Genomic DNA, 11,749 nt, shown 5'->3' with positions numbered 1-11,749 from the left:
TTCGCGAGCAGGCTCGCTCCCACAGGGGAATGCATTCCCCTGTGGGAGCGAGCCTGCTCGCGAAGAGGCCTTTACAGACTGAGCAAAATCATCAGGCACTGCGCGCTTGGAGCAACTGCATTGCACAGAGCGCAATCCGCGCGCAGGCATCCGCCAGTTTGACCCGATCCACCACCAGCCCAATACGAATGTGCCCCGCCGCACTCGGCCCGAACGCTTCGCCGGCCAGCACTGATACCCCGTAGCCCTCCAACAGCCGCTCGGCAAACGCCTGGGCGCCGAGGCCGGTCTGGCGCACATCGACCATCACGAACATGCCGCCATCCGGGCGAATCGGTTGCAGCCCCGGGCAGCCGTGCAAACGCTCGCACACCAGATCCCGGCGCAAACGGTACTCCTCGCGCATCTGCATGACTTCCGGCAGATCGCTTTGCAACGCGACTTGCGCGGCCTTCTGCACAAAATCCGGCAGACCGAAGAGCATGCTCAACGACAGATTCACCAAGTGTTCAGCCAAGGGTTGCGGGCCAATCATCCAGCCGATGCGCCAACCCGTCATCGCATGGGATTTCGACAGGCTGTTGATCGTCGCGGTGCGCTCGGCCATGCCCGGCAGGCTCGCCGGGCTGAGGTGTTCGCCTTCGTATAAAAGCTCGCTGTAGACCTCGTCGCTGATCAGCCACAGATCATGACGAATGCACAGCGCCGCCAGCGCTTGCCAGATCGCCAAGGACAAACTCGCGCCACTGGGATTGTTCGGACTGTTCAGCAGGACGGCGCGGGTTTTCGCCGTGATGCGTGCAGCGACATCGGCCGGATCGACGCGAAAGCCGTTTTCCGGCCGCACCGGCACCGCAATCACCGTGGCACCGCAAGCCCCGAACACGCCTTCGTAAGTGACATACATCGGCTCGGCGACGATCACTTCATCGCCCGGATCGAGCAGACATTGCGCCACCGAATACACCGCGCATTGCGCGCCGGGCAGGACGATCACCTGGTCAGGATCTACGCTCTGTCCACTGCGTTGACGATGGCGCTGGGCAATCAACCTGCGCAACTCGAGCCGACCACGAATGTCGGCATAATGGGTATCACCGGCCAACAGGCTGTCGATCGCGCCATGGACAATCGGCAACGGTGTGTCGAAATCCGGATCGCCGACGCTCAGCAGCAAAACATCGACGCCCTCGGCGCGCAGCTCCAGTGCTCGGTCGTGAATCTGCCAGGCAGCGGCTCCCTCCCCGGCGATTCGTTGGGTCAAGGCTGAATAGCGCATGTACGTCTCCTGTTGGCGCGATCTCCAGCCTTCACCGTATCTCAAATCACAAAACGCGCCACCATCGCATTCAAATCCACCGCCAGTCGCGACAGTTCGTGGGTCGCGGCGCTGGTCTGATTGGCGCCGGCGGCCGATTGCGTGGCCAGATCACGGATGTTCACCAGGTTGCGATCGACTTCGCGGGAGACTTGCGCCTGTTCTTCCGAAGCGCTGGCGATCACCAGATTGCGTTCGTTGATCTGGTGAATCGAATGAGTGATCTGCTCCAGCGCCACGCCGGCAGCGCGGGCCATCTCCAAAGTGGATTGGGTGCGCTGATTACTTTGCTGCATCGAGGAAACCGCTTCACCGGTGCCGTTCTGGATACCGGCGACCATTTTTTCGATTTCCTGGGTCGACTGCGCGGTGCGATGGGCCAGCGCACGCACTTCGTCCGCCACCACGGCAAACCCGCGCCCCGCCTCACCGGCACGCGCGGCTTCGATGGCGGCGTTAAGGGCAAGCAAATTGGTCTGTTCGGCGATGGCGCGAATCACGTCCAGCACCTTGCCGATGTCACGACCCTGCGCGGCAAGCCCTTCGATCATCTGCGCGGTGTTTTGCACGTCGTGGGTCATGGTCTGGATCGCATCGACGGTTTTCACCACTTGATCGCGGCCTTCACGGGCGGCGTGGGTCGACTGGTTCGATGCTTCGGAGGTCGACACGGCGTTGCGCGCCACTTCTTCCACAGCGGCGGTCATCTCGTTGACGGCGGTGGCGGCTTGTTCGATTTCGTTGTTCTGCTGCTGCAGTCCGCGCGAGGCCTCTTCGGTGACGGCGCTGAGTTCTTCCGCTGCGGCGCCCAGTTGCGTGGCAGAGCCGGCGATCTGCTCGATGGTCTTGCGCAGGTTGGCTTGCATCGCCGCCAAGGCTTCGAGCAGACGCGCCGGTTCGTCCTTGCCGTCGATTTCGATGGCTTTACTCAGGTCGCCGCCGGCAATGGTTTGCGCAGCGAGCACTGCACGGTTGAGCGGCGTGACGATGCTGCGGGTCAGCAACCACGCGAGCAATACGGTGGCCAGCGCCGCGATCACGGCAACGATGATGATCCCGGTCACCGCGCTGTCGTAGTGTTCACCGGCCTTGTTGGCCGCGGTTTTCGCATCGGCCGTGTTGATGGCGATCAGCTTGTTGAGCTGCTCGCCCATCTGGTCGGTGCCTTCCTTGATGCGCGTGTTGATCAGCGTGCGCAGCGCATCGAGGTTGTCCTGGCGCGACAGCTCGATCATCTGGTTCTGCGCTTGCAGGTAGTTGTCCAGGGTGGTCGAGAACGTCTGATAGACCGCCCGCTCTTCAGGGCCTGCCGGCAGTGCAGCGTAGCTGGCCTGAGCCTTGCGCACCTTGTCGACCAGTGCGGCGATGCGCGTTTGCGCTTCCTGCAGGCTGGCCGGTTCACGGTTGACCAGCACCCGGAACGACAGGATGCGCATGCGCAACACGTTCTCGGTGACCACGCTCAAGTGCGTCACGCTGGGCAACTGCGTCGAATCCATATCGATCGAAGCCTGGCGAATGACCGTCATACGGCTGACGGCGAACACGCCAAGGACGATCACCAGCAAAGCGATAAAGGCAAAACCAAGGAAAGCACGGGGCGCGATATTCAGGTTACGCAGGGACATGGTCGGACTCTCGAAAGAAAGAAGCTACGAGCGTCCATGCCGTGAACACTGGCCCGTGGGGCGGGCGGCAGTCCGGCGTCACTGTTTTGTCGGGTTTTGTGTGCGCCTGACCGTTGTATCGGCCAGGCTTGAGGAAGGTTTCGGGTCGGCGGCAAATATTTTTCAGAACCTCACAACAATCAACCCGGCTCCGCTGCCTTTGGTAGGAGCTGCCGAGTGCAACGAGGCTGCGATCTTTTGATCCTGCATTTAAAGTCAAAAGATCGCAGCCTCGTTGCACTCGACAGCTCCTACATAGGCAAGCCGATCAGCGTTGGGCGGCGAGTTGCCAGACCCGAGCGATATCGGTGGCGCGTTCGCGCAGCAGCCGTGGTGCTTCAGCGCAAGCCTGTTCCAGGGTCATCGGCCCGCTGGTCACGGCGAACGCGGCGTCGATGCCGTGTTGATAGAGTTCCTGATAGCCCTCGCCCAGGGTTCCGGCGATGACGATGACTGGCACGCCCTGCTGCCGGGCAATTCGCGCAACCCCGAACGGCGTCTTGCCGCGCAAGGTCTGCGCATCGAATCGGCCTTCTCCGGTAATCACCAAATCGGCCCCGTTGACCGCCTCCGCGAGGCCGACCAGTTCCGCCACCACCTCGACGCCAGCCCGAAATTGCGCGCCGAGGAAAGCCTTGGCGGCAAACCCCAGACCGCCCGCCGCACCGCTGCCTGGCTCATCGCGCACATCCTTGCCCAATGTCTGCGCACAGAGTTGGGCAAAATGCCCCAGCGCCTGATCCAGTTGCTCGACCTGCGCTGGCGACGCGCCCTTCTGCGGGCCGAAAATCGCTGAGGCGCCATGAGCGCCGCACAGCGGATTGTTCACATCGGCGGCAATGTCGAAACGTACTTCGGCCAGGCGCGGATCAAATCCACTCAGATCGAGTCGCGCCAGTTGCGCCAGGGCCAGACCGCCGGGCACTAGCGCCTGATTCTGTGCATCGAACAACTTCACGCCCAACGCCTGCATCGCCCCGGCACCGCCATCGTTGGTCGCGCTGCCGCCAATCGCCAGAATCACCCGCTGCGCGCCGGCATCCAGCGCCGCGCGAATCAATTCACCGGTGCCAAAGGTGCTACTGATGCAGGCATCGCGCTGCCCCGGCGGCACCAGCTGCAAACCGCTGGCCTCGGCCATTTCGATGATCGCGGTATGGTTGTGCGGCAACCAGCCCCACGCCGCTTCGACCGGCGCGCCCAATGGCCCGCGCACACGGGTGCGGCGTAATTCGCCTGCACAGGCCGCGAGAATCGACTCGACCGTCCCTTCGCCGCCATCGGCCATCGGACACTTGATCAGCGTCGCCTGCGGCCAGACCTGCGCCAGCCCCAGCGCAATGGCTTCGGCAACGCCTTGGGCACTCAGGCTGTCCTTGAACGAATCGGGGGCGATGACGACCTTCATGGGAATTCTCCGGTTGCATTGGCCTTCATGCTGCCAGTCGGCATGGACGTTGACGCCGGTCGGCTGCACAAGGGTGGGAGATGATTGTTGTTCATTTTCACAAAAGCCTTGCGGTGGATGTTCCGGCCTCTTCGCGAGCAGGCTCGCTCCCACATTTGAAATGCATTCCAATGTGGGAGCCAGCCTGCTCGCGAAGGGGCCTGTGAATTCACCGATCAATCCGGATCTGTCTGCGGCAAAAGCTGCACCCCCAGATACAACGCCAGCATCCCGTCCAGCTTCAAAGGATCAACCCCGCTCAACTCGGCAATCCGTTCCATGCGATAACGCAAACTGTTGCGGTGAATCCCCAGCGCGTCCGCGCAGGCCTGACTCTGCCCGTCGTGCTCGCACCAACTGCGCAGGGTCGCCAGTAACTGGCCGTTGCTGTCCTTGGCGATGACCTTGCGCAGCGGCTTGAGCAGTTCGTCCAGTGCATCGTCATTGCGATGGCGCCACAGCATCACTGGCAGGCGATAACGATTGAGCGTCAGCAGCCGCGTGTGCGGCAACACCTCACGCCCATACGCCAGTAAATCGCCCACCCGTCGATAACAACGGCGCAACCCGGCCAGGCCATCCGCCTGCCCGCCGACAGCAATGCGCAGAATCTTCCAGCCGAGGCCATCGAGTTTTTCCAGCAGGCGTTCATGCTCAACGCTTTGACTCGCCGGGCGACACCACAACAGCGACGACTTCGCCGGACTCACGCACCAACTGTCGGGATAACGCGACGTCAGCCAGGCACTCAATGCCTCCACGGTTTGCCCCGGCCCATGCTCGAGACCCAATTCGAACAGATACGGCACCCGCGTCAATTGTGGTTTGAGCCCCAGCTGCTGCGCTTCATCGACCAGACGCGGCGAATCCCCCGCCTCGCTCAACAGCAAGGCCAGAAGATCATCGCAGCGCTGGCGCCGCCATTGTTGCTCGGCCTGCAGATTGCGCTGGCCGACGAGCATTTCGGCGGTCATGCGCACAAGCTCTGCGTAGGTGCGCAATTGTTCCGGCTCGCCGGTAATGCCGAGCACGCCGATCAAACGCTGATCGAGCAACAGCGGTAGATTGATCCCTGGCTGCACACCCTTGAGGTGCACCGCCGTCTGCGCATCGATTTCCACCACACGCCCGTTGGCCAACACCAGTTGGGCGCCTTCATGGCGCGTGTTGATGCGGTCCGGCTCGCCGCTGCCGAGGATCAGACCCTGACTGTCCATGACATTGACGTTGTACGGCAAAATGGCCATGGCCCGGTCGACGATGTCCTGGGCAAGGTCGTGATCGAGTTCGAACATAGCGGCGGCAATCCTTGATTTCAGGCACGGACGGTTGTTCACCCGCACAGGGTCTGACGGCAAACCCTGTGCTCAGGCACAAAGACAATCCGGCCAAAGGTGGCCGAGACTCTCAGGGCGATCAACGTTACCCTGTGCATCGCAAAAAATCATAATAAAGAGAGAGCCGCTATGTCGCAGAGCGCCGCAGCTACCCAGACCATCGACGACGGTAAAAACGTCGTCTACAAACGCATCACCTTGCGTTTGATTCCCTTCATTTTCATCTGCTACCTGTTCAACTACATCGACCGGGTCAACGTCGGCTTTGCCAAATTGCAGATGCTCGACGCCCTGAAATTCAGCGAAACCGTATATGGCCTCGGCGCCGGAATCTTCTTCATCGGCTACGTGCTGTGCGGCGTGCCGAGTAACCTGGCGCTGACCCGCTTCGGTCCACGACGCTGGATTGCCTTGATGATGATCACCTGGGGCACGCTGTCGACCTGCCTGTTGTTCGTCACGACCCCGACCGGGTTCTACACCCTGCGCTTTTTCACCGGCGCGGCTGAAGCCGGTTTCTTCCCGGGCGTCGTGCTTTATCTCTCGCAGTGGTTCCCGACCTTTCGCCGTGGCCGGATCATGGCGCTGTTCATGTCGGCTATCCCGGTGTCGGGTTTGCTCGGCAGCCCGTTTTCCGGCTGGATTCTCAACCACTTCGCCGCCGGCCAGGGCGGCCTGGCCGGTTGGCAGTGGATGTTTCTGCTGCAAGGCATCCCAACGGTAATCCTCGGTGCGCTGGCGTACTTCCTGTTGAGCGACAGCTTCGCCAACGCCAAATGGCTGACCGCCCACGAACGCTCGGTACTCGAAGCCGACCATGCCGAAGACCTCGCCAACAAACCGAAAACCGCAACTGATTCGCTACTGGCGGTGTTCAAGAACCCGGCGATCTGGGCGTTCGGCCTGATCTATTTCTGCATCCAGAGCGGCGTCTACGCGATCAATTTCTGGCTGCCGTCAATCATCAAGAACCTTGGCTTCAGCGATAACCTGGTGATCGGCTGGCTGAGTGCGATTCCGTACCTGCTGGCAGCAGTGTTCATGCTGGCGGTCGGACGCTCGGCGGACTTGCGCAAGGAACGTCGCTGGCACCTGGTGGTGCCGATGCTGATGGGTGCGATCGGTCTGGTGATCGCAGTAAATTTTGCGGCCAACCCGGCGATTGCGATTCTCGGTCTGACTATCGCCACCATGGGCGCCTTGACCGGCCTGCCGATGTTCTGGCCAGTGCCGACGGCCATGCTGAGCGCAGGCGCTGCGGCCGGTGGTCTGGCGCTGATCAACTCGATGGGGCAGATGGCCGGTTTCCTCAGCCCGTATCTGGTGGGTTGGGTCAAGGACAGCACGGGTTCGACGGATGCGGCGTTGTATGTGCTGGCGATGGTGATTGTCGGTGGTAGTCTGCTGGCGTTGCGCATGACGCGGACGTTGCGGGCTTGAGCCTTCGCGCATGACCAAAACGGCCCTTTCGGGCCGTTTTTTATTCGGTTTCACTTTGCGGCCTCTGAAGCTTCTGGTATTTGATTGACTCCCCACCCACCGACAAAAGGATTTCGGCATGAGCTACCGCACACTGGGCCACTCGGGCTTGCAGGTCTCCACGCTCACCCTCGGTACGATGATGTTCGGCGAACAGACCAGCGCGGAAGACTCGCTGCGCATCATCGACAAGGCCTGGGATCAAGGCATCAATTTCATCGACACGGCCGACGTCTACATCAATGGCCGTTCCGAAGAAATCGTCGGTGAAGCGATCGCCCGCCATCGGCACGAATGGGTGCTCGCTACCAAGGTCGGTTTCGGCCCGGTGGACGGTGTACCGAACCGCAGCGGTTTGAGTCGCAAACATATCTTCAACGGCATCGATGCCAGCCTGACCCGGCTGGGCACCGACTACGTCGACATCTATTACCTGCACCGCGAGGATCACAACACCCCGCTGGAGGTCAGCGTGTCGGCGATTGGCGATCTGATTCGCCAAGGCAAGATCCGCTACTGGGGTCTGTCGAACTATCGCGGCTGGCGGATCGCCGAGGTAATTCGCATCGCCGATAAACTCGGCATTGATCGCCCGGTGGTCAGCCAGCCGCTGTACAACATCGTCAATCGTCAGGCCGAGACCGAGCAGATCACCGCCGCGCAAACCTACGGCCTCGGCGTAGTGCCTTACAGCCCGTTGGCCCGTGGCGTGCTCAGCGGCAAGTACGCGCCGGATGTGACGCCAGACGCCAACAGCCGCGCCGGACGTCAGGACAAACGCATTCTGGAAACCGAGTGGCGCGTGGAGTCACTGCGCATTGCCCAGCAGATTCAGCGATACACCGAGCAGCGCGGCATCGGCACGGTCGAGTTTGCAATTGCCTGGGTGCTGAACAACAGCGCGGTGACCTCGGCGATTGTCGGGCCGCGCACTGAACAGCAGTGGGACGCCTATACGCTGGCGCAGACGGTGAAGATCACAGCGCAAGACGAGGCTTTTATTGATTCACTGGTAACACCGGGGCATGCCTCGACACCCGGGTTCAACGATGTGAGCCATTTTGTGTCGGGACGCAAACCGATTCAGTCCTGACATTTGCCCCAGCCCTCTCCCGAAAGAGAGGGCTGGGTGGAAACGAAGCGGGGCCTTTGTAACAAAACCTATATACTTGGCCGCTTTATGGAACCGAGCTTCATGCAGCCACCCCTACGGTTGCTCGCTCGAACAAGTCTGCCAGGATAGTCAATGTTCAATCGGCTCATCGTGTTTGCCTGCAAGCCTCTGCGCGCGATGTTTAACGCGTTCGATAACAAAAAGGCATTCGACACTTCTCCTCTTGCGGCGCCAGACATTGCCACACCGCGCGGTGCGGCCCTTGATTACCGGCCTGACATTGACGGGCTTCGCGCAGTCGCTGTTCTGCTCGTCCTGATCTTCCACGGCGGCCTGACGCTGTTTCCGTCAGGTTTTATCGGTGTGGACATCTTCTTCGTGATTTCGGGTTATCTGACCACCTCAATCATTTTGAGGGCGCTCGAGAACGGCACATTCAGCTTCACAGGCTTCTACACACGGCGAATCTGGCGCCTGCAACCGGCCGTCGTTGCACTGCTGGTCGTGACCTTGATCGTCACCACGCTGCTGTATTTGCCCGATGATTACGTCGACTTCCTGAAAAGCGAGAAGTACACCTCGTTACTGATCTCCAACCAGTACTTCTCCAAAGTGACCTCGGGCTATGCGACGCCCGACGCGGCCAGCCTGCCGTTATTGCACACCTGGTCGCTGGCCATTGAATGGCAGTGGTACCTGCTGCTGCCATTGGGCATCTGGCTGCTTGATCGGTATGTGACCAAACGTGCTTTCAACGGTGTAGTACTCGGCTTGACGGTAGCTGCCGTGGTACTGGCGCTGTATCTATCGCGCGCCTGTCCCGACTTGAACTACTACTTCTTCAGCGCACGAATCTTCGAGTTGATGATCGGCTCGTGCGCCGTTATTTTCAGCTCGGACAAATTCCGCCTGAGCCGTTTGAATGCGTCCCTCGTTTGCGCGGTTGCGCTGGCGACAATTGTCTATTGTGCGATTCAGGACGACATCCTCAGCGGGTTTCCCGGCTACCATGCGGTCGCGGTGTGCATCGCCACGGCGCTCCTGCTGTTTCGCGGTGTCGGAGACGTCAGCGTCACATCGAACCTCCTCGCATTCAAACCTTTAGTGTTTATCGGCACCCTCTCCTATTCGTTGTACCTGTGGCACTGGCCGGTTTTGGCGGTGCTGACCTACCTGGGCGTCGACCTGACGCCAGCGGTGACAGTCGGATATTTCGCCGTCACGTTTGTGATGGGCTATCTGTCCTTCCGGCTCATCGAAAACAGATTTCGCAAGGCGCGCGCCGGTTTCGGCAAGACCCTGCTGTTGTTGATGGTGGTGCCCGCGATTTGCCTGTCGGTGCTGCACTCCGCCGGCAGAAACCACGAAGGATGGCCGAACCGTTTTGGTGAAGATTCCATCGCCATGTTCAGCACATTAAAGGCGTACGTACCGACCAATCGTGAGGATTGCCTGGGAAGCAGCGACAGGGTTGATCCTGACTGCGTCATGGGTGCAGCGCTGGCCGAGCCGCAGGCCTTGCTGATCGGAGATTCCTACTCAAACCACTATTGGGGATTTGTCGAGACACTGGCCAAGGACGCCGGTCTGTCGGTGCTTGCCCAAGGTTATCCCGCTTGTCTGGCACTGCCCGGAATCTATCTGTACGACTGGTACAAGGCCAGAAACGCGCTGTACGAAAAATGCCACACCGCTGCCCAACGCTATTACGAGCTCATTGCGAGCAGCCATTTTCAGTATGTGATCATTGGTCAGTTCTGGGAGGCCTACCTCACCGACGCGATCGTCACGAAACTCGGTGACCCGCGCAGCCTCGAGCTGTCGCAGCAACGTCTGGGCGTGGCGATTCGGCAGGCCCTGGACATCATCGTCGAATCAGGTGCCACGCCGATTTTGCTGATGAACACCTTGCCCATGCCCGCAAGAATCAACGAATGCCTGCTCCGACAGGTCAAGCTGCGCGGGATGTTAGGCAGTGCCGAACAAAGCCGTCTGTGTGCTGCGGTGCCATGGTCGGGGCTTGAGGATCCCTTCATGGCAAAACTGTTCGGCGAACTGCAGGCAGAATATCCTCAACTGATCGTCCTCGATCCAAAAAAAGTGCAATGCAGGGACGGCACCTGCAGGACCAGCATCGATGACGTGCCGGTGTACCGCGACATTGGCCACGTGTCCGATTATGCCTCTTACAAATTCGGCGAACTGTACCTCAAGGACTTCGGCAATCCGTTCAAGAGCAATCGATAACGGCGCCCGCTATCACCGGTCTATGCTCAATCTGCCGGCCTCTGGAAAAGGCGTGCCTCAAAGTATTTGCGCTGCATGTTTTAAATAATGAGCATGCGCTCAATATTCAGCACAAAAACCACGTATTCTGCGCGCCCCCTTTCCACCATCAAGTCGCGAGGACAGTTTGTCTAAAGGTATCGCTCTCTCGGTGTCAGCCTCGGTGCTGTTCGCCGTCATGTATTACTACACATCGTTGCTCACACCCTTGAGCGGCGTAGAAATTTTCGGCTGGCGGATGCTCTTGACCGTGCCGTGCATGACCCTGTTCATGCTGGTTTCGGGGGAATGGCGGCGGGTGCTGGAACTGCTCCGATTGATGACGGCCAAGCCAAAACTCATCGCCGGGCTGCTCGTCTCCTCCGCCCTGCTTGGCATACAGCTGTGGCTGTTCATGTGGGCACCGCTCAACGGCTACAGCCTGGACGTGTCGCTGGGTTATTTCCTGCTGCCCCTGGCGATGGTCCTTACCGGACGGATTGCCTATGGCGAAAGCCTGTCGTACCTGCAGAAAATTGCCGTGTTCTTTGCCAGCCTCGGCGTGTTGAACGAGCTGTATCAGGTCGGCGGCTTTTCCTGGGCGACGCTGGTGGTGGTGGTCGGTTATCCGCTGTATTTCGTCCTGCGCAAATACCTGAGCACCGACCATCTTGGCGGCTTGTGGGTCGACATGACCCTGATGCTGCCGGTGGCTTACTGGTTTGTGCAGGGTGGTGAACAGGGCCTGGGCGTGTTTGACCAGTACCCGGGGCTGATGTGGCTGATCCCCCTGCTCGGCCTGATCAGCGCATCGGCGCTGGTGGTGTACATCATTGCCAGCCGACTGTTGCCGTTCAGTTTGTTTGGCTTGTTGAGTTATGTGGAACCGGTGTTGTTGCTGGCGGTGGCGTTGTTGCTGGGGGAAAGCATCAAGTCGGGGGAATGGCTCACCTATATCCCGATCTGGCTGGCGGTTGTGGTGCTGATTGTTGAGGGGTTCAAACACCTGATGCGCCAAAGTCGCTCTTAGAAGCAAAAGATCGCAGCCTTCGGCAGCACCTACATTTGGAATGCATTTTTCCTGTAGGAGCTGCCGAAGGCCGCGATCTTTTGCTCTTGAAA

Annotated in this window: 8 protein-coding genes; 4 read left to right on the top strand and 4 right to left on the bottom strand. The window is 60.1% G+C overall.

Annotated features, from left to right (window positions below; all coding sequences use genetic code 11):
- Positions 1 to 91: 91 nt before the first annotated feature.
- The 4 genes from VNV36_RS17090 to VNV36_RS17075 all read right to left on the bottom strand — a co-directional run bounded on the left by VNV36_RS17090 (position 92) and on the right by VNV36_RS17075 (position 5,727).
- On the bottom strand, positions 92 to 1,279 hold the full coding sequence (locus tag VNV36_RS17090; protein ID WP_325718778.1) for a pyridoxal phosphate-dependent aminotransferase: 1,188 nt from the start codon (positions 1,277 to 1,279) through the stop codon (positions 92 to 94).
- A gap of 41 nt (positions 1,280 to 1,320) precedes the next feature.
- Entirely contained in the window at positions 1,321 to 2,946 is a 1,626-nt protein-coding gene (locus VNV36_RS17085; RefSeq protein ID WP_325718777.1) for a methyl-accepting chemotaxis protein, read from the bottom strand.
- Between the two features lie 307 nt (positions 2,947 to 3,253).
- Positions 3,254 to 4,393, bottom strand: coding sequence for a glycerate kinase (locus tag VNV36_RS17080; protein ID WP_325718776.1), 1,140 nt, complete (start codon positions 4,391 to 4,393; stop codon positions 3,254 to 3,256).
- 215 nt (positions 4,394 to 4,608) lie between these two features.
- Positions 4,609 to 5,727: a sugar diacid recognition domain-containing protein gene (locus VNV36_RS17075; protein WP_325718775.1), complete on the bottom strand. Its 1,119-nt coding sequence runs from the start codon at positions 5,725 to 5,727 to the stop codon at positions 4,609 to 4,611.
- A gap of 171 nt (positions 5,728 to 5,898) precedes the next feature.
- On the opposite strand from VNV36_RS17075, the gene VNV36_RS17070 reads away from it, so the two are divergent.
- The 4 genes from VNV36_RS17070 (at position 5,899) to rarD (ending at position 11,657) form a co-directional block, all read left to right on the top strand.
- Positions 5,899 to 7,209, top strand: a complete 1,311-nt coding sequence (locus VNV36_RS17070) for an MFS transporter (protein ID WP_325718774.1) — start codon at positions 5,899 to 5,901, stop codon at positions 7,207 to 7,209.
- Between the two features lie 118 nt (positions 7,210 to 7,327).
- Positions 7,328 to 8,341, top strand: a complete 1,014-nt coding sequence (locus VNV36_RS17065; RefSeq protein ID WP_325718773.1) for an aldo/keto reductase — start codon at positions 7,328 to 7,330, stop codon at positions 8,339 to 8,341.
- 153 nt (positions 8,342 to 8,494) lie between these two features.
- Complete coding sequence (locus VNV36_RS17060; protein ID WP_325718772.1) at positions 8,495 to 10,609, top strand: acyltransferase family protein; 2,115 nt, start codon at positions 8,495 to 8,497, stop codon at positions 10,607 to 10,609.
- Between the two features lie 166 nt (positions 10,610 to 10,775).
- Positions 10,776 to 11,657, top strand: a complete 882-nt coding sequence (rarD, locus tag VNV36_RS17055) for an EamA family transporter RarD (protein WP_325718771.1) — start codon at positions 10,776 to 10,778, stop codon at positions 11,655 to 11,657.
- The last annotated feature ends 92 nt before the right edge of the window (positions 11,658 to 11,749 follow it).

The sequence above is a fragment of the Pseudomonas sp. genome (assembly GCF_035554175.1).
Taxonomy (GTDB): domain Bacteria; phylum Pseudomonadota; class Gammaproteobacteria; order Pseudomonadales; family Pseudomonadaceae; genus Aquipseudomonas.
Note: the sequence above shows the minus strand (reverse complement) of the source record. Positions and strands in the feature narration are given on the sequence as shown.

Excerpts from the sequence above, each read along its gene's own strand:
- VNV36_RS17090 (WP_325718778.1), bottom strand. The coding sequence starts at position 1,279 with ATGCGCTATTCAGCCTTGACCCAACGAATCGCCGGGGAGGGAGCCGCT.
- VNV36_RS17085 (WP_325718777.1), bottom strand. The coding sequence starts at position 2,946 with ATGTCCCTGCGTAACCTGAATATCGCGCCCCGTGCTTTCCTTGGTTTT.
- VNV36_RS17080 (WP_325718776.1), bottom strand. The coding sequence starts at position 4,393 with ATGAAGGTCGTCATCGCCCCCGATTCGTTCAAGGACAGCCTGAGTGCC.
- VNV36_RS17075 (WP_325718775.1), bottom strand. The coding sequence starts at position 5,727 with ATGTTCGAACTCGATCACGACCTTGCCCAGGACATCGTCGACCGGGCC.
- VNV36_RS17070 (WP_325718774.1), top strand. The coding sequence starts at position 5,899 with ATGTCGCAGAGCGCCGCAGCTACCCAGACCATCGACGACGGTAAAAAC.
- VNV36_RS17065 (WP_325718773.1), top strand. The coding sequence starts at position 7,328 with ATGAGCTACCGCACACTGGGCCACTCGGGCTTGCAGGTCTCCACGCTC.
- VNV36_RS17060 (WP_325718772.1), top strand. The coding sequence starts at position 8,495 with ATGTTCAATCGGCTCATCGTGTTTGCCTGCAAGCCTCTGCGCGCGATG.